The sequence below is a fragment of the Rouxiella sp. Mn2063 genome (assembly GCF_049319665.1).
In the GTDB taxonomy this organism is placed as follows: domain Bacteria; phylum Pseudomonadota; class Gammaproteobacteria; order Enterobacterales; family Enterobacteriaceae; genus JBMOUD01.
This window is the reverse complement of sequence record NZ_JBMOUD010000026.1, coordinates 1-18,117: the sequence shown is the minus strand read 5'-3', so window position 1 is coordinate 18,117 and position 18,117 is coordinate 1. Positions and strand designations below refer to the sequence as shown.

23 protein-coding genes are annotated in these 18,117 nt (G+C 46.0%); 21 read left to right on the top strand and 2 right to left on the bottom strand.

The window, feature by feature from the left end; all coding sequences use genetic code 11:
- Window positions 1-40: 40 nt before the first annotated feature.
- The 12 genes from ACL9RG_RS21735 (at window position 41) to ACL9RG_RS21680 (ending at window position 9,621) form a co-directional block, all read left to right on the top strand.
- Window positions 41-1,234 (top strand): DUF2213 domain-containing protein, encoded by a 1,194-nt coding sequence (locus tag ACL9RG_RS21735; protein ID WP_422794748.1) that lies wholly within the window; start codon window positions 41-43, stop codon window positions 1,232-1,234.
- Between the two features lie 2 nt (window positions 1,235-1,236).
- Complete coding sequence (locus tag ACL9RG_RS21730) at window positions 1,237-1,734, top strand: structural cement protein Gp24 (RefSeq protein ID WP_422794747.1); 498 nt, start codon at window positions 1,237-1,239, stop codon at window positions 1,732-1,734.
- Entirely contained in the window at window positions 1,734-2,753 is a 1,020-nt protein-coding gene (locus tag ACL9RG_RS21725; protein ID WP_422794746.1) for a hypothetical protein, read from the top strand. The genes ACL9RG_RS21730 and ACL9RG_RS21725 overlap by 1 nt, the downstream gene beginning before the upstream one ends.
- Before the next feature lie 3 nt (window positions 2,754-2,756).
- The gene (locus ACL9RG_RS21720) at window positions 2,757-3,074 is read left to right on the top strand and encodes a hypothetical protein (RefSeq protein ID WP_422794745.1); all 318 of its coding nucleotides are present in this window, start codon (window positions 2,757-2,759) and stop codon (window positions 3,072-3,074) included.
- Window positions 3,075-3,083: 9 nt separating this feature from the next.
- Window positions 3,084-3,488 carry a DUF4054 domain-containing protein gene (locus ACL9RG_RS21715; protein ID WP_422794744.1) on the top strand — a complete coding sequence of 135 codons (405 nt, stop codon included), beginning with the start codon at window positions 3,084-3,086 and terminating at the stop codon, window positions 3,486-3,488.
- Entirely contained in the window at window positions 3,481-3,954 is a 474-nt protein-coding gene (locus ACL9RG_RS21710) for a hypothetical protein (RefSeq protein WP_422794743.1), read from the top strand. Before ACL9RG_RS21715 ends, ACL9RG_RS21710 begins: the two co-directional genes overlap by 8 nt.
- Entirely contained in the window at window positions 3,929-4,297 is a 369-nt protein-coding gene (locus ACL9RG_RS21705) for a hypothetical protein (protein WP_422794742.1), read from the top strand. Before ACL9RG_RS21710 ends, ACL9RG_RS21705 begins: the two co-directional genes overlap by 26 nt.
- Window positions 4,297-4,806, top strand: a complete 510-nt coding sequence (locus tag ACL9RG_RS21700; protein ID WP_422794741.1) for a phage neck terminator protein — start codon at window positions 4,297-4,299, stop codon at window positions 4,804-4,806. Before ACL9RG_RS21705 ends, ACL9RG_RS21700 begins: the two co-directional genes overlap by 1 nt.
- Window positions 4,803-6,290 carry a DUF3383 domain-containing protein gene (locus ACL9RG_RS21695; protein WP_422794740.1) on the top strand — a complete coding sequence of 496 codons (1,488 nt, stop codon included), beginning with the start codon at window positions 4,803-4,805 and terminating at the stop codon, window positions 6,288-6,290. Before ACL9RG_RS21700 ends, ACL9RG_RS21695 begins: the two co-directional genes overlap by 4 nt.
- Before the next feature lie 10 nt (window positions 6,291-6,300).
- Window positions 6,301-6,735 (top strand): phage tail fiber protein, encoded by a 435-nt coding sequence (locus ACL9RG_RS21690; protein WP_422794739.1) that lies wholly within the window; start codon window positions 6,301-6,303, stop codon window positions 6,733-6,735.
- On the top strand, window positions 6,735-7,142 hold the full coding sequence (locus ACL9RG_RS21685) for a hypothetical protein (RefSeq protein ID WP_422794738.1): 408 nt from the start codon (window positions 6,735-6,737) through the stop codon (window positions 7,140-7,142). Before ACL9RG_RS21690 ends, ACL9RG_RS21685 begins: the two co-directional genes overlap by 1 nt.
- Before the next feature lie 211 nt (window positions 7,143-7,353).
- A complete protein-coding gene (locus tag ACL9RG_RS21680; RefSeq protein ID WP_422794737.1) occupies window positions 7,354-9,621 on the top strand; it encodes a lytic transglycosylase domain-containing protein in 2,268 nt (755 codons plus the stop codon).
- A gap of 60 nt (window positions 9,622-9,681) precedes the next feature.
- Here the strand turns inward: ACL9RG_RS21680 and ACL9RG_RS21675 are convergent, their stop codons facing one another.
- Entirely contained in the window at window positions 9,682-10,089 is a 408-nt protein-coding gene (locus ACL9RG_RS21675; protein ID WP_422794736.1) for an OB-fold protein, read from the bottom strand.
- Window positions 10,090-10,188: 99 nt separating this feature from the next.
- Between ACL9RG_RS21675 and ACL9RG_RS21670 the strand changes: the two genes are divergently transcribed.
- Genes ACL9RG_RS21670 through ACL9RG_RS21630 form a run of 9 tightly spaced genes read left to right on the top strand, consistent with a single transcriptional unit; the run spans window position 10,189 to window position 16,586 of the window.
- Window positions 10,189-11,010: a hypothetical protein gene (locus ACL9RG_RS21670; RefSeq protein ID WP_422794735.1), complete on the top strand. Its 822-nt coding sequence runs from the start codon at window positions 10,189-10,191 to the stop codon at window positions 11,008-11,010.
- 1 nt (window position 11,011) lies between these two features.
- Entirely contained in the window at window positions 11,012-11,314 is a 303-nt protein-coding gene (locus tag ACL9RG_RS21665; RefSeq protein WP_422794734.1) for a phage baseplate plug family protein, read from the top strand.
- On the top strand, window positions 11,307-12,173 hold the full coding sequence (locus ACL9RG_RS21660; protein WP_422794733.1) for a hypothetical protein: 867 nt from the start codon (window positions 11,307-11,309) through the stop codon (window positions 12,171-12,173). The genes ACL9RG_RS21665 and ACL9RG_RS21660 overlap by 8 nt, the downstream gene beginning before the upstream one ends.
- Window positions 12,166-12,831, top strand: a complete 666-nt coding sequence (locus ACL9RG_RS21655; protein ID WP_422794732.1) for a phage baseplate protein — start codon at window positions 12,166-12,168, stop codon at window positions 12,829-12,831. The genes ACL9RG_RS21660 and ACL9RG_RS21655 overlap by 8 nt, the downstream gene beginning before the upstream one ends.
- The gene (locus ACL9RG_RS21650; protein ID WP_422794731.1) at window positions 12,828-13,187 is read left to right on the top strand and encodes a hypothetical protein; all 360 of its coding nucleotides are present in this window, start codon (window positions 12,828-12,830) and stop codon (window positions 13,185-13,187) included. The genes ACL9RG_RS21655 and ACL9RG_RS21650 overlap by 4 nt, the downstream gene beginning before the upstream one ends.
- Window positions 13,184-14,413 carry a baseplate J/gp47 family protein gene (locus tag ACL9RG_RS21645; RefSeq protein WP_422794730.1) on the top strand — a complete coding sequence of 410 codons (1,230 nt, stop codon included), beginning with the start codon at window positions 13,184-13,186 and terminating at the stop codon, window positions 14,411-14,413. The genes ACL9RG_RS21650 and ACL9RG_RS21645 overlap by 4 nt, the downstream gene beginning before the upstream one ends.
- On the top strand, window positions 14,410-15,057 hold the full coding sequence (locus ACL9RG_RS21640; RefSeq protein ID WP_422794729.1) for a DUF2612 domain-containing protein: 648 nt from the start codon (window positions 14,410-14,412) through the stop codon (window positions 15,055-15,057). Before ACL9RG_RS21645 ends, ACL9RG_RS21640 begins: the two co-directional genes overlap by 4 nt.
- On the top strand, window positions 15,058-16,182 hold the full coding sequence (locus ACL9RG_RS21635) for a gp53-like domain-containing protein (protein ID WP_422794728.1): 1,125 nt from the start codon (window positions 15,058-15,060) through the stop codon (window positions 16,180-16,182).
- 2 nt (window positions 16,183-16,184) lie between these two features.
- Window positions 16,185-16,586, top strand: a complete 402-nt coding sequence (locus ACL9RG_RS21630) for a tail fiber assembly protein (protein ID WP_422794727.1) — start codon at window positions 16,185-16,187, stop codon at window positions 16,584-16,586.
- A gap of 38 nt (window positions 16,587-16,624) precedes the next feature.
- On the opposite strand, the gene ACL9RG_RS21625 is transcribed toward ACL9RG_RS21630, so the two are convergent.
- Window positions 16,625-17,698, bottom strand: coding sequence for an acyltransferase family protein (locus ACL9RG_RS21625; protein ID WP_422794726.1), 1,074 nt, complete (start codon window positions 17,696-17,698; stop codon window positions 16,625-16,627).
- Window positions 17,699-18,117: the final 419 nt, after the last annotated feature.

Here is an 18,117-nt window from a genome sequence, read left to right as displayed (position 1 = left end):
TAATAGCGGCCTTTTTTATTGCCTGAAGAAAGGTAAAAACATGAAAGACGTGAAGCTTGCCTTTGATCGGGCAAGCGTCCGCAGGAAAGACGCAGACGGCATGATGCACGTTGCTCAGACGCCAATCAGTAAGGCCAATATCTGTGCTTACTACGGGCGTGAAATTCCAGACCAAGAGGCTCTTGGTCTTGATTCAAATACAGCTTACCGCCTGCTGCGTGACCCAGAAGAATTAAAGCGAGCAGCGCCAACATTCAATAATAAGCCACTGCTGAATAAGCATATCGGCGTGACCGTACTTGACCCACCTAAAGATGCAATTGTTGGCTCAACTGGCGAAAGCGCCGAGTTTGACGGCATCTATCTGAAAAACTCAATGGTGATATGGGATCTGGATTCCATCATCGGCATTGAGACGGAAAAGCAGAAGGAAATTTCATCCTCTTACCGCTATCGGCTGGACATGACGCCGGGCGAGTACGAGGGCGAGGCATACGATGGAGTTATGCGCGACATCGTTTGTAATCACGTGGCAATCGTGCCAAGTGGTCGGGCTGGCCCCGACGTGTTTGTTTATGACTCCAAACCAACAGGAAACATCCTAATGACATTGAAAGAAAAGTTGATGGCGGTCATCAAGCCTTATTTGGCAAACGATGAAAAGCCTGAAGATATCGAAAAGAAAGTTGACGCGGTTATCAAAGACGACGCCACTCAGGCCGAGCGTGATAACGAGTCCGAAGCTGAGCGCCTGAAGCGTGAAGAGAAAGAAGTCAAAGAGCGAGAAGAGCGTGAGCGCAAAGACCGCGAACGTGATCGCCGACAGGCTAACGACTCTGAAACCGAAGAAGAGAAGAAAGAGCGCGAAGCCCTAGAGAAAGCCGCAAAAGACGAAGAAGAAAAAAAAGAGAAAGAAAAAATGGCTAATGACAGCCGATTGGCAATGGATTCAGCCATTAAAGGCGTTGAGCGTCGTTTTACTGAGCTTCGCCAAGCCGAGCGTGATGTTCGCCCGGTTGTTGGTGACTTGGCTTGTGACAGTGCTGAAGAGGTTTATCGCACCGCCCTGAAGCAGGTTGGGTGTGATGACTATGCAACACTTCCGGCATCTGCATTAAGTTCCGTATTCAAGGCATATTCCCGCGCACCTTCAATGGCGCAGGACTCAGCCCCTCATCACCTGAGCGGCGACACCAAATCTGATGTAATGAAAATGATTCGCGGGGGTAAATAACAATGGCATTTCAAGAAAGTGTAGGCATTTATCGCGGCGTAGGCCAAGTAGGCCACCCAGCATCAACCTCTCCAATCATCGCAGCAGCTGGCGGCCCCGGCGCATTCAAAGTGACCCCTTTGGGTGTGAGTATTGCGACATTTGTGTTCCGTGATGCGGCAGACCCGAGCATCGTAACTAACGTGGCTCCTACTGCAACGTCTGCGCCTGTAGGCCTCATTCAGAACCTTGGCCAAGCAATTATCGGCTACGGGCAGAGCGCAAGCATGTTGATTCGTGGCGGCGTTGAAGTCTCTCCGAAAGTAGGCGGCGACTTTTGGGTTAAAGCAACCACAGCTGCAACCGTAGGCCAGAAAGTTTTCGCAAGCGTAACTGATGGCACTATCGCAACCGGCGATGCTGGCGCAACTGTTACAGGTCACGTAGAGACAGAATGGTACGTGTCCCACGGCGCAGCTGTAGGCGATCTGATTATTATTTCAACTTGGAGCAAAGCGTAATGCCAAATCCTTCATTTAAAGACTTTGCGCAGGTTGCGAATGCTCAAGGCATCTACCTGCAACCTTCTGTTAGCCGATTGGCAATGGATGCTGACCCTCAGCCTTCACTGGCACCTAACGGCGGTATTCCCGCAATCGTTTCTACATTCATCGACCCAACCATTGTTGATACGCTGTTCACACCGAACCGTGCAACAGCAATCCTTGGCCGCGAAGAAAAGCGTGGCGCATGGGCGCAAGACAGCTTCATGATTCAGCGTATCGAAGAGACTGGCGACACTGTGGCGTATGACGACTACAGTAATCAAGGCGGAGTGCAGGTAACTCCGTCTTGGGAGCATCGTGATGTTTATCGCTACCAGACTATGGTTACTTACGGCGAGCTGGAGCAAGAGCGTTACGGTCTGGCCATGCTGCCATATGCCGCGAAGAAGCAACGCGCCGCAATCAACGTTCTCGACCAGGATCAGAATAAGTTCTATTTCTACGGCGTTGCCGATCTACGCAACTACGGCTTATTGAATGACCCAGCACTGCCAGCACCAATCACACCGGTTGCCGTGGGTACCAACATTCTGTGGAAAGATAAGCAGGTGGTCGATAAATATAACGACATCTTGGCGTTATATGGAGATCTGGTTGCTCGGACTAATGGCATCGTTGGTGATGGCGTAGATATGTCATCAAAACTCGTGCTGGCAATGTCGAACAAGCTCAGCGTCAACCTGAAGTCAGCAAACGAAATCTTTGCTACTTCTCTGGAAGACATGCTGAAGAAAGCTTTCCCTAACATGCGTATCGAAACAGCACCTCAGTACAGCACACCAGCTGGCGAGTTGATTCAGATGTTTGTTGAGGAAGCTCAGGGGCAAGAAATTGGATTCTGCGCATACAGCGAGAAGCTCCGCGCTCACCCGCTGGTTACTCGTGAGTCCTCATACAGCCAAAAATACTCTGGCACTACTTATGGCGCGGTGATCACCCAGCCATTCCTGTACGCGCAAATGCTCGGAGCTTAAAAAATGGCTAGTGCTTCTACTTATATTATCGGATGCAAGCTGCCTAATGGCCTAACTATCGGGCCAGAAGGTCAGCAAGTTAAACTTGCCGGAACAAACGACTCTCTGCTTATTAATGGCTTCGGTATCACTCGAGATGTTCCAACTGATGCTTGGGATAACTTCACTAAGCTTTTCGCAGGTCAGCCTCTACTCACCAACGGCATTGTGTTTGCTGTTACTGACGAGAAATCAGCTAAAGATGCATCGAAAGAGCGGGCAAGCCAGAAGACCGGCCTTGAGCGACTCGACCCAAACAAGCAATCGACCAAGCCAGACTAGGAGTAAATCATGGGTGTTGTGGTACTGGATATTTCCAAGTTCCGCGCCATGTTTCCTGAATTCTCAAACGTAGATGACACACTCCTGCCATTCCTTTTCGACCAGGCCACTGATTACCTGAACAACACCGTTTACTCACTTGTCACCGACGTTATCAAGCGCGAGCGATTGCTCTACCTACTGATAGCGCACTTGGCGTACATGAGATACGGCGATGCTAACGGGAATGGTGGCACTGGAATGGTGGGGCGTCTGTCATCAGCTTCGGAGGGTAGCGTTTCGGTATCCTCTGATGCTGGGCAGATTGAGTTTCGCTACATGTGGTACACGCAGAGTCCATATGGCATGGATTACTGGCAGGCAACAAAAGTGTACCGCATGGCTAACTACTATCCGGGAATCGTATATGGCTGATGCTATCGAGTTATTCCTGAATAAAGTTGCATCTCAGCTTGATTCAAAGCAAGTGAAAGTTGGTTTCATTGACGGCGTTACGTATCCAGATGGCACTTCAGTAGCAGAGGTAGCGGCTGGAAATGAGTATGGGATACCTGAAAACAATCAGCCTCCTCGCCCATTTTTCCGTAATGCAATATCTGAGCATGAGAAAGAATGGAGTGATGCGGTGGCGAGAGGTCTGGAAGCTGGATACCCGGTAGACCAGGTTCTCGAGGTGATTGGGGCAAGGATTCAGGGTGATGTTCAAGAGTCAATCGAAACCCTTGTTGACCCACCTCTATCACCAATGACGCTTCACATCAGGCGCACACGAGAAGAGCGACGCACAGACTCAACTAAGCCACTCGTCGATAGCAAGGTGATGATTGGTGATGTCAATTACGAGGTAGGTAACATTGAACCTTCGCAAGATAGCCAATAGCGCCACCCGAAAAGTAAACCCAAACATCACCGTTGAGCTTCTTAAATATGACGGTCAGACGATGGGGCAGGGAAGAAAACCGATACCCTCTTACACCACGCATACTGGCATATCTATTCAGCTTCAACCGCTTTCCGGTGACGACCTCAAGCACATCGACGGGCTTAATATCCAAGGCCTAATCAAGTCGATACACGTCAACGGTAGCTACTTTAGCGTACAGAGAGAGAAAGAACAGGGCGGGGATATCTTCATAATCGGAGACGAGCAATGGCTAGTAGTTAAGCCAGTTGAGCTTTGGCCTGACTGGTGCCGATTAATTGTCAATCTGCAGGTGACGTGATGATCGACTACACAATTGACAACATCATCGACACTCTAGCTGACTTCATCGAACCGATTTGTGGGAGCGTTCAACAGGCTCAGGTTAACCGGGTTCCAATGCCGAAAGGCGAATTCTGCATTCTCACTCCTTTGCGATTCACTCGCCTATCTACGACTCGGGATATCAAAGCTGATACTGGAAACCCGTCAGATAGCGCCATGGGTTACACGGAAGTAAGGCAAGCAGATATTCAAGTTGATATCTACGGCGATGGAGCGGGTGACCGGGCTATTGCGCTAGAGACGGTTTTCACCAGCGGCTACGGGTACGACAAAATCAAGTCTATTGATTCTCGACTTGCCCCACTTCATTCATCAGCGGCAATTCAAGCGCCAATGATTAACGCAGAATCGCAATGGCAAGAGCGATACGTAGTCACGCTGTCGCTACAAGCTCACATTACTGTGTCATTCCCTCAGGACTATTTCGACAAAGCCGAAATATCAAATCAACAGGTAGATATATGACCATTCCATTATCAAAAGATTTTTCAATTACACCCAACGTCGTTACGCCTGCTGGTTCAGCGGTGGATGCCAACGGCCTTGTGCTGACTGATAACGAACTTATCCCAGTCGGTAAAGTAGTGTCTTATTTCACTGCCTCCGATGTTTCCGCGCTGATGGGTAGCAACTCAAAAGAGTTTCTAGCCGCACAGCAATATTTCAATGGTTATGAAAACTCATCAGTAATTCCCGGCGAACTTCTCATGCAGCGCATCGTCACTGAAAATGTGGCTGGCTATTTGCTTTCGGGCAATCTCAAAGGTGTTCCACTTTCGACACTGAAAAACATCCCAGCAAGCACGATCACTCTGTTCATTGACGGCGCGTCGACTACAAGTGACTTAATCGATCTGTCAACTGCGACAAGCTTATCAGATATCGCAGACAAGTTAGAGACAGGTATCGGAGCAACAAAAGTACACGTAGAATGGCTGTCGATCGCTAACCGATTCATCATCCGGTCTGCAACTGCTGGTGATGATAGTGAAGTGTCATTTGCCATCGCGGGCGCTCTGGCTACTGGCCTTCTGTTAACACAAGATACCGCCGCTACCGTTTCTCCTGGATCTGCTGCTGTTACCCTCACTGATACGATGAACGGTATCATTAACAAGAATCAAAACTGGATTCTGTTTAGTTCCCTTGTTGAGCTGACCGACGAACAAAAGACCGAGCTTTGCGCTTGGGCTAGCAGCACTCACAATCGCTACGGCTATGCGCTGCACGACACATCAGCGGCGGCAACGGTACCGAATAACGCGAATAGCTTTGTTCAGCGCGTCGTTGTAGCCAGTGGGTACGAAAACATCTTTCCGATTTACGGTGGTTACTTATACGCGATTATGGCTTTGGCTTATGCGGCTTCGATAGACTTCTCTCGCACAAGTGGGCGCATCTCGTTCAAATTCCGCGCATTCCCCGGCCTTGCTCCGAATGTCACCGATTTAGCTACAGCTAACGCGCTTGATTCGAACGGATACAACTACTACGGCTCACATGGACTCAACAAGACACTGAAGCAATATTCTTCAGAGGGTTCCATTACCGGCAAGTTCCTGTGGATCGATAGCTTTATTAACCAAGTTTGGATTAACGCCAATCTAGTTAGCGCGTTCGCAAATCTGTTTACGAATAATCAATCGTATTCATTCAACGCTAGCGGATATGCCGCAGTTTCCGCCGCAACAATTGACGTAGCCGAACAAGCGTTAAACTTCGGGGCAATTCAGCGCGGAGTTGTGCTTGATAACGCTCAAACCCGCATCGTTAATAACACTGTTGGCAAGGATATCTCAGCGACTCTTTATTCGCAGGGCTGGTTCTTATATATCCCGACTCAGACCGGTGCAAATCGAATCGAGCGAAATCTCAAAGGTGTCATCTTCTACTACGTTGACGGCCAGCTAATCCAAAACATCACTATGTCTTCAACCGCTATTCTCTAAGGACGACTAAATGCCTATTGACATTACAAGTGCTAATTCCAAGCTGCGCATCGTCGTACCTGCTTATTACCCGGGCGGTTTTGATGTTGACGATTACTCAGCAGAAAACATGTTCGAAACTGCCGCGCTTCAAAACAAAGAAGACATGATGTCGGCTGATGGAAAGTATCACGCTGGTTTCATATTTAACCCGACAGAGTTCACCATTAACTTAATGGCGACATCTAACGCTGGGGGCTTGATTGATGACTGGATGGCGGCAGAGCGAACGGCAATAGCGGCATTTCAGTGTAACGCCGTGTTGACCGTTCCCGCTCTAAGTGCCAAGTGGAACTTTGTGAATGGCGTCCTTTACACTTGGACACCAACACCACCAGGCCGTCGAATTCTCCAACCACGGCCTGCGGTATTCCACTTTGAATCAGTCACCCGGAGCGCTATCTAATGGCACGTAAAGAGATTCAATTTGTCGCTGATATTGGCCGCGATGCTGGTAAGGAATTCGTCATCACGGAAATGTCGGCATGGGATGCTGACACCCTGGCTCAAGATATCTTCCGCGCGATGGGTGATGCAAACTACACTGGCATCCCGGCTGACGTTATCGCGATGGGTTGCGCAGGTTTGGCAACTATTGGCCTTAGCGTTATTTCTGCGTCATCTCCAGATGTGGCCCATACATTGCGTGATCGGCTTATGTCCACTGTCGATATAGTTATCACGCACGACGGTGGTAGAAATCAGCGAAAAGTTAATGGCAGCATTGATTTTGAAGAAGTAGCAACAATTAGAGCGTTGCTAGACAAAGTTTTTCACATCAACTTTGATTTTTTAGCAATCGCCGGAGAGTAAAATACCCCTTCTTAGAAGAGGTGTCTCTGCCGGCCAAGCTTGTATCCCCCGTCAATATCTCATCAGCAATAAATGCAATTATCTGCTCCGGCAAGGCCTCTTACGCTGATCTGCAAGAGAGGCTTTCCGTCGCAGATATGTACAACTTGCTTGAGATTATCTCAGTAGAAAACTTTAACCAGCGCGTGTGGCAGAAGCACCAGGAGCGAAGATGATTATTCAAGAGCTGGCCTATAAGGTCACTATCAAGGCCGACGAGTTCTTGAACGGCAAGCGTAAGATTGGTACCGAATTTAAAAAGCTAGAGGGTGATTTTGATCGCTCTAGTAAAAATATCACTCAGACGCTTAAATCATCAACGGGCGAGATGACGCAGTTTGGCAAGTCTGCCGTGTCATCTTTCCGTGGTGTTACTGCTGCCGCCGCTGGTTTTCTGGGGATTGGTGCTGGTCTTTATGGTATCAAGCAGCTATTCACATCAACAGCTAACGAGATTGTACGTGCAAGCACTCAGGCCAAGTTCTTCGGGTCTGACGTTAACAAGGTGTTCGGTGTACAGCGAGGGTTTAAGCAAGCTGGTCTTAACGGTGATGCGTTTATCTCTGCGGCTGGCAGCGCTCGCATGGCGCTGGCAAACATTCAAGATCCGACAATTTTCGGCGGCCTGACCGGCGCAGCTCAAAACCTGATGGTGTTGGGCGCTCGTACCGGCTTGAATATCAACCAGCTTGGCGACCCAAATAAAGCCCTGTCAGAGTTCACGCGATATAGCAAGACTCACTCTCAAGACAACTTGATGCAAGTTATGTCTGCTGCTGGATTCGACCCCACTGATGCTGCAAAAATCAAATCAGGGGAACTGAAGTCCCTAGTTGACTCTGAGACCAAGAAGTCAAACATCACTGCTGAGCAGGTGAAAGAGCAGGAGAATCTGGTGGCCACGCTGGGGCAACTTGACTCTGAGTTTTCCCGCTTGCGTCAAGATTTGGCTGTGGCGTTTGCCCCCGAAGTAATCGATGCAATGAAGGCGTTCGGTGCGTGGATGAAAGACCATCAAGGGGATATTGTTGGATTCTTTAGAAATGCGGGCGACAAAGTAAAAGCCTTTACTGATGCCGTTGGGGGTGCAGAGAACGCGCTTAAGATATTGGCCGCCGGGTATATTGGCAGCAAAGTGGTTGGAGGTACGGGCGGGTTAATTCGAGGGGCGGTGGGAGGAGCGGCTGCTCTTGGTGGTGCCGCTCTCGCTCCAGCAGCGGTAGCTACCGCCGGTGCGCTGGCGGCGATCTTATTGCCGGGGAATATAGGACAAGATGTTCACGACACAGTAACAGATGCTCCATGGATGAAAAACATCAGGCAATGGGTTGCTGCTGGCGGCGCAGCTAACGACTACAAGCCGGAGTGGAGTGACGATCCGGCTGCATTTGCTGACGCTCTGAATAAACAGCAGAGCAATGCAGTAAATAATGATGCGCTTCTTGACGCGATAAGACACGTAGAGAGCAGTGGGAACCCCAACGCGGTAGGCCCACAAACAAAATACGGGCAGGCTGTAGGTCACTATCAGTTCATGCCTGACACCGCAAAAGATCTTGGTCTTAGGGTTAGTGGTGGGGTTGATGAGCGAAGAGATCCGGAGAAATCAAGAGAAGCCGCTGCAAATTATATGGGCCAATTATTAAAGCGATACAACGGGAACTTAGAGGATTCTCTTAGGGCTTATAATTGGGGCATGGGAAATGTTGATCAGTGGATTGAGCAGGGTCGGGGTGGCGGATTTTCTAATAAAAAAGGCGATTGGGTTCCAATGCCTTCGGAGACAAGGGAGTACCCGGGTAAAGTTTTTGCCAACATTAAAGTAGAGCCAGAGATATCCCAACAGCCGAAATCTATATCTAAGGCGGAGAATAAACAGCATTACGAGCCAGCGCCATCGGAAAATAGCAACAGTGCTGTACTTGGTGGTGAACCACAAAATCAGTACTATCAACTGACAAAGCCGGAAGTCACAAAATCGGATCTCGGGTATAGCAAAGAACCACAATTAAATTCATTGATGAATGCGGTAATTGCCGGTAAAAAAATGGATGTTAATTCATCACAAAAAACATATATTTCAAATAGCAACGAAGGAAACTCAGTCGATACGCAAACTCCCGGAATCAATTCGGCGCTTGATAAAGTTCGCTCAGCAATGCAAAAAAATACGCCGGTCAATACCTCCACAGCCAGCGCAAGCAATGACAAGCCTGATGCGCTTAGCAATGAATACTACCTTCAACAACAAAAGCTTGCTGACTCTAGGTATGCTTCCGCTCCATCTAGCGTCAACAATAGCAAAACTAGCAGCACACATATCGGAACGGTAGTTGTGAATAGCAACCCTCAGTCTATTGATGCGTTAACTAATAGCATTCAGCAACAATCGCAAAGGGCCGCTACAAACGCATCGTTTTCAAGCGCAGTTGGCGGGTGATTGATGCTATTAATTTTGCATGTCTATTTCCTGGCAGATTAATATCCTTGTAAAATTAGACTACTTAAAATTAACAATGCTGCATTCTTTCATTCTGGGTGATTTCATTGTGGATCCATCACCTAGACATATGGAAACTAGGTCTTGTCCAATTTTTAGATTTGCTAACTTATCCATTTCTGATTCACTAAAATAAAGCCTTGGGGAATACCATGAATTCTTTGATGTCAAGGTAACATATGCTTCATCGGAAAGGTCAGTCGCTATGTTCATAATCTTTCCAGCTACTACGAACATTTTCCCCTTAAACCTCCTGTCGGCAGATATTGTATTTTCCTCGTATGCGTTAACAATATCTTGAGCCATATACGCTGGAACCTTTTGTGAAATATCTGGAATTCCTGAATTTGGCGTAATGGCAAATGCACCGGATGAGAAGAAAACAGAAAGCAATAGATATTTTTTCATGCGAATTTCCTTGTGTAGTTTCTATCATTCTAGCCATTAAATGTCGCAATAACACGCAAACCAACCCGCTTCGGCGGGTTTTTTATTTTCGGAGAGTCAATGAGCATTATAGATCTAAACACAGCAGCGATATTTAATGCCATCGGCGGTGGTTCTCCGCTCTCTATTATCAATAGCATTCTGCATCCTCAGTACGTCATACGAGACAGAAAGACACACGCAGTAGCGCTTGAGTTTAGCGGTATGGCATCAATTCAGCCAAGCGGCAGGGCAACGATAACAACCGCGCCGGTTGAAGGCGGTCAGTATCAATCAATCAACAAAGTTAAAGAGCCGTCGATAATCCGCTGCGAAATTATCGTAAATGGCCTGACTGGTTTCTCTGGCGGCATTCCAAACATCTTCGACCTGACTTTTACAAGTCAGAGTGAAACCCTCAAAACGTTAAAGAAGATGCTGGAAACCGCAAATACTTACGATATTGAGACACCAAAAGAGACGCTGGAAAGCTACGACTTGGTCGATCACTCATACGAAGTAAGCTCCGAGCGCGGTGTAACAATGCTTCGTGTTTATCTTTATTTTCAAGAAGTCATGCAGCAAATGGATGTTGTCTTATCTGGGGCGCAGACTGACGGTTCTCCCACCATAGACAGTAAAAGCCTTGGAAATACCGGCGTGGGTTCATCGATAAAAGATGCAGGCTCCACCCCGTCAACTGTTGATCAGTTGGGCAAGTCTTGGTCATCGCTAAAAAAATCCGTTGGTGAACTGGCCGATGCTGCGACCGATTCAATCACCTCAACATTCAAAAGCGCACTTAGCACCGTCACAGAGCCAGCGGCGAGCATAGCAAACAGCGCAACGCAGAAAGCTACCGACCTAGCGAAAAACATCACTAAGAACATAACGGGGGCATAAGTTGAGAAACGTATCAATAGAGCCTGAAAAATCGCAATCAATTTCGGTTTCGCTCGGCGGGCAGAGGTGTGAAATAAGGCTTATACAGCGCACCACTTTTCTCTACATGGATTTGACATCTAACGGCGTCCCGCTAATTCAAGGTGTTCCATGTCTGTATGGAAATAAAATGGTTGGATATAAGCATCTAGGTTTCTTGGGTGACCTTGTATTCATCGATAACGTCGGACAAAGAGACCCAGAATGGAGCGGACTCGGCACAAGATTTAGTCTTTATTACATAGAGGAATCAGATCTTGTATAGCCAAAAAAACCTTAAGTTCGAGTTCAAAAGCTCCCCGTATCCCTTCACTAATATGAACGGCAATGACACGATAACAATAAGCAACGTCAAAGCCACGGCAACAATACAGTCGTCAGGTAATTTATTCGGGACTCAGGCAACAGTAGTTATTTTTGGGCTTGGGCTGGATTTAATATCGGCGCTTTCATCGAAAGCAATGGGTCTTTACGGAGCTAATAACGAAAGCGTAAGCATTAAGATATTCGTCGAAGATGTCGCGGTTTTTGTTGGTTATATGACCTCTTCAATAGCAAACATGAATCAAGTTCCAAATGCGTCATTAATGATAACCGCCACAGCCAATGCAGACCTGCAAAATAAATCAGCCTCACCATTCTCATTTAAGGGCGCAACTTCAATAAAGCACGTCATTGAATCGATATGCACAGCCGTAGGTTACAAGCCGCTAATTACCGGGCTTGATGGGGCGATGGTAAGCAACCCGCATTACGAGGGTAGCGTATTTCAGCAGCTAGAAAAGATTTGTTATGACCTCAACGTTTCCATGTCTGTCACGCCTCCAAATATTTCGTTTTGGACTACAAAGCAAAAAAGAGATGACGTCATCCCTCTAATCTCTGCTGAGCACGGCCTTATCGGGTACCCGATATTTTCAAACGGCGGCTTGATGTTTCAGGCGCAGTTCTCAACGCTGCTAACCACCGGCAGGAACATATCGATGAAAACAATGCTCCCTCACGCCGATGGCGAATACAACTTAAGCAGCGTAACGCATGAGCTTTCATCGTGGATGCCTGATGGCCCGTGGCATTCAATATGCATAGCAAACAGACCACTCGAAGAGGCAAAAAATGGCTGACTCTCTGTTTACGCCAACAAGCACGCAAACCAGCGATGCGGAATCACTTTCTTACGTATTTAAAAGCCTCCTTTCGGGGGCTTCTTTTATTGAGCTAGTTCAAGTTACTGCAGTTAGCGGATCGGCACCAAATCTTGTTGTCGATGTTATGCCTCTCGTTGCAAGAACAGACAAGACCGGAGCGATGATACCGAACTCAGAGATTTATAACGTTCCTGTTTTCCGCCTGCAGCGCGGAGGCAGCGCAATAATCATGAACCCGGTAATTGGGGACATCGGCATGATTGCTATATGCGACCGTGATAATTCACTAGCAAGGGCAAGCCGAAAGCAGTCCGTACCAGCAACGAGCCGGTCACACAATAAAGCTGACGCGCTATACCTCGGGGGATTCATCAATAACGAGCCATCTCAGTACATCGAGTTTGCGGATAACAAGCTAAATATCGTGGCCCCTTTCGGTGTTAACGTCACTACCCCTGATATGCATGTTACGGGAAATATCACAGCGGGCGGCAACATCACAGATAACAACGGATCGCAAAGCGCATCGCTCAAGTCTCTTCGTGACAACTACAACCAACACAAACACCAAGTTCCAGGTGTCCAGTCTGGAGGCTCAACAGCGACATCAAACCCATCGGATAAGCAAACATGACATACAAAACATTGCAGCTCGATACTTCGAATTGGGATTTAACTCTTGATGGCAGCGGAGATCTGGCGATTGCTAGTGATGGGTATGCCACGGCGCAAGATGTCGCTAGTGCCTGCCTTGTGTTCTCTGGCGAGTGCTACTACGACAACACGCTAGGAATTCCATGGAAAGAAGACGTACTAGGCAAGCGACCATCCCCCGGCTTTATCGCGCAGAAGATGCAAAACGAGGCACTGAAGTTGCCAAATGTTGATCAAGCCATTGCCAGCGTCTTCTTTGACAAAAACACTCGAACGACCCGAGGCGCTATACGTATTACAGACGTCGATGGGAACACATCGCAGGCAACGCTATGACAATTATAGAAACGGCGGTACCGGACGTAACGATCACTGAAAACGGCCTACTTATCCCTGATATTTCAGATGTTTTAGCAGGGCGATTAACTGACATGACAAACTCGCTCGGCGGCGGGTCAAGCCAATCTCTTAGCTCGCCTCAGGGCCAGATTGCACAATCAGACACTGAAATCATCGCGCAAGTTTATGACAAGTTGCTTTGCCTGTTTAATCAAGTCAATCCCGACTATGCAACCGGTCGTTTTCAAGATGGAATCGGCCGCATCTACTTCATGAACAGAATTTCCGCGCAGGGAACCGTTGTTACTGCAACTTGCGTCGGTAAAGTTGGTACGTTAATTCCTGCGGGAAGCACCGCTGTGGATGCGTCCGGGTACATTTACCAGTCTGTTAATGATGTAACAATCCCCGCTAGCGGCTCTATCGATGCTCAGTTTGTTAACAACACTACCGGCCCAATCCCTTGTGCCATTGGCGCTCTCAATCAAATTTATCGCGCAGTTCCGGGTTGGGATTCGATAAGTAACTCCGTCTCTGGTGTAGTGGGTGTTGACGTAGAATCCCGCATCGCTTTCGAGACTAGACGCAAACAATCAGTAGCAAGAAGCGGTCGGAATATGGATGGAGCAACGTTGGCTGGATTACTGGCAGTAAACGGCGTGCTTGATGCATATGTCTGGTCTAACAGAACAGCAACCACTGTGTTTAGCGGGGTTACGGGGTTTCCTGTAGTGGCTCACTCTATTTACATTGGGGTTTACGGGGGAAGTGACGAGGATGTTGCCAATTCAATTTTTGAGACAAAAAACCCTGGAGCAAATCTAAACGGAAATACGACATTTATTGTCGAAGATAGAGATAATTACAGCGCACCATACCCGCAGTATGTCATGCAATGGCAGCGAGTTACGCCGGTAAGAATAAGATTTAGAGTCGAGATAGAGAAAAACCAAGGGCTACCGTCAGATATTACATTGCAAGTAAAAAACATGGTTCAGTCTGTTTTCAATGGCGAGTATAACGGAATTGTTAAGGCTAGAATTGGTTCAAGGATAAACTCTGGTATTTACTACGCGCCAATAATTTCTATTTCTCAAGACTATCTGAATATATCCAGCCTGCAAATTTCTTCTGACGGGGTAAGTTTTAAGTCATCAGTCACAGTCGGAATTGATCAGGTTCCTACGATTCAAGTTGACGATATTGAGGTGGTGATGGTGTGAAATGGGAAGAGACAATATTAACTCAGTATTCTGCAAGTCATAAACTTCTATCTATTATATCAACATTTAACCAAGCAACATCTCTAGACGATTTCACAGATAAATTTATTCGTGATGTTTGGGATATTTCAACAAACCTTACTTACGGCCTTGATGTGTGGGGGTTAATAGTAGGTGTTTCTAGATATATTAGAACGGAGATAGAGAATAATAGTTTTGGATTCTCAGAGGCTGATAGCGGTGATTTAACTCAATACCCATCACCTTTTAATGATGAACCTTTTTATGCAGGCGTTCAGGAGACAGAAACTGTAAGGCTCGGTGATGATGCATACCGAACGCTAATTATGTGCAAGGCTTTTTCAAATATAAGCATAGCAACAATTCCTGAAATAAATAAATTCCTGTCAATTCTATTTTCGGGAAGAGGCAGGGCGTTTTCTATTGATTACGGCGGCATGACCATGGGAATAACGTGTGAGTTCGACTTGGCCCCATATGAGAGAGCAATATTAGAAAATTTTGATGTGCTACCAATCCCTAGCGGCGTCCTTGTAATAACTAGACAAATAGTTCCTCCATATTTCGGTTTTTCAGAAGACTCATACCCATTTAATGATGGTACATTTTTTAGAGACAATTAAATGAAAAGAATTGACGCACCAAAAAAACAACCAGTGCCGTTCGGAATTAACGGACAAAGAGAAAGTTTATTGCCAACCACTCCGGCTGGAGATAATACAGCTTCTTATGATGTTGGTTTCCCTCCTGTCACCATGATCCTGAAAGCAGCAGGAGGATTACCCCCTAAGGGGCAGGATATGAACCAAATCCTGTATGAGCTATCAGCCCTGTCAAGGTGGTTCAGCTCCGGCGCCATTTCAAGCTACGACGCGTCTTTTTCATCATCAATCGGCGGCTATCCGAGGGGCGCGATAGTAATCGGAGATGATGGAATAACTAGATATCTAAACTCCGTTGACGATAATACAACAAACCCGAATTCAGGGGGGGCGGGCTGGCGAAATGTCATGAGCAGCCCGGCATTCATTGGCGCTCCTACAGCACCCACTGCTGAGCGTGGCGATGTATCAAAGCAGTTGGCGACAACGGAATTTGTAAAGGGCGCTGGGCTTCAATTTAATAACATACTTTCAATGACGACGAGCGGAAATATTCCACTTGCATACTTGGGGGGAGAGGTTGTAGCCACTGGTAATGGAGGTATCTCGTTAAATCTCCCAACCACACTCGGTTTATCAAGCGGAACGTATGGTAAGTTATTAGTTGTCCTTAACTCATCTCTCAATGATGTTACTGTATCAGCTGCAAGTAGTGATACGATCACAGTGGGAAACTCTATTTCTACGTCTATTACAGTAAAGCCAGGAGATAGAGCAATATTATCACTTGCAGCCTGGGGTTTTTGGCACCTTATCGCTGGTGAAACTTCATTAAAGTATTCAGGCTCGTTTGGATCATCAGCAACAATAAACGGATATCAAAAGTTGCCGTCTGGTATGATTTTTCAGTGGGGGGTAACAAATAACTCATCGATAAACCCTCAGACTGTTAATCTTCCGATTGCATTCCCGACCGCCGGACTTGTTATTGTTGCTTCAGATGTGAGCAGCTCTTATACGCCCGTGCCGGCAATTTCAATTTGTGGCGGTAGATTTTTATCAAACAGCCAAATTCAAGTAGCAACTGCGTATCAATACAACCAACTCGGCGCAGATTCAGTGCAATGGTTCGCAATAGGATATTAACAATGAGATACTCACCAGGCGCACAAGGTTTTTACCCGGAAGACATCGACTATGGCTCAAATCTTCCCAAAGATGTTGTTTCAATAAGTAATGAGCTGTATTTATCATTACTTGAAGGGCAGTCAAACGGAAAAGTGATCACCCCGGGCGATGATGGAATCCCATTTCTAGCTGAGCCGCCAGAGCCAACGAAAGAAGAGCTGATATCAGCAGCAGACAAAGAAAAGGAATCCATACTGCAAGGGATTAATTCAAAAACCCAAATTTGGCAGACACAGCTAGCGCTGGGTATTATTAGTGCCGAAGACAAGAAGACACTAATAAGTTGGATGAAGTACGCACAGAAAGTACAATCTGTAGATACATCCACAGCGCCAGATATTGAATGGCCTGATCATCCATAATCAGAAGCAGCACATAATGTGCTTATGTGCTGACTATCCTACTCCCCATTCCGGTATGTGATTTTTTTCCTTAATTTTTCTATTGGCTTATCCACCAAAAAGTATAAGGAAATCGCCATAACCAAGCTAAAAAATAGAGTTATAGCGCCTTTGTCTGGTGAATCTTTAGCATAATTATAAACTATAGTTACAATAAACATATGGCCTAGATATACAGGGTATGATAAATGCCCAAGGAAATTATCTATTTTATTTTTTTTAGTTATACTAAACAGTAGTGGCACAGCCATTGCTACGCAAACAAAAAACACCCAGCTTGAAATGCTGTCAAAATCACGTGCAATAGGCCAGAATTGTTTATTGAATAAAATAATTGAAACTGAAATTAAAGAAACCCATCTTATTATTAAAATTAAATCCATTCTTCCGATGTTTTTTGTTGCATCTTTAGTTCTATGGGCGATAACACCTATAAGGAAGAAAACAATATCCGATGGAAAAAAGAAGTACCTCCAAGGAACGGGAGGGAAATCAGAAATATTTAAGTAAACCCGAAGTGCAAAACTTGCCATAGCTATAGCAAATATAATTTTAATACTTCTAGATACTATAAGTGGAGCTAAGATGTAGAAATAAAGCTCGAGGCTTAGGCTCCATATTTGTGGGTTTACATAACTCCAATTTTCAATGTGATTGAATGTTATTAGTTCAGCGCCAAAGAAAAATATATTGGAAAAGAATGATGCCACAGTTAGTGGTATTGATTGATCAGGCAAGCTCAATGTTAAATATGAGTTTATTCCAGAGAAAAAATAAAACAAAAACATTAATACAAGAAGTGCTATATTTACTGGATATAGCCTAAGCCCTCTATTTACCCAGAATTTAATAAAGCCTCTGTCTAGATTGTTATATTTCTCATTAATCACCATCGACATGAAAAAACCAGATATTATAAAAAAAACAAACACCGAATGACCTGATAAAATATAAAAATGAGTGTTGTCTCGAGAAATTATTGAATTGAAGATAGATTCATCGTTATGATAAAAAACACTTCGGACATGCGCTATTACAACAGAAATAGCTAGTAGCAATCTAAAAAGTCCCACGCCAACTCCCGCGCACTTGAAAAAATAAATTTAATTTTCAATCATATTGATAAATTTATGTTATTGCAATTATAAGCTTGACTTGATATGTCTAACGATTTTGCCTGACGGTCGCTTTGCTCTCGATCTGGATAAAGCTGCTCTTTTTGTTTGCGCGCGATGCCTCGCAGTAAGTCAAATCCCCCCCCCCAACTACCACAATCCCCTTAGCCGATGTAGAATGATGCTTGTAATCACTTTCTGTGCGCATAGTCAGATACGGAAAGTTAAAACAGGATAACAATCAGGACAAGAAATCCGGTTTTGATTTGTTTGTATTCTATAAAACAAAGGCTTATCTACTACATGCGCATATTGCTGAGATATGCGCATTCTTGTTTCATGTAGTCTCATGTCATATCACCCATCAATCACCCCGC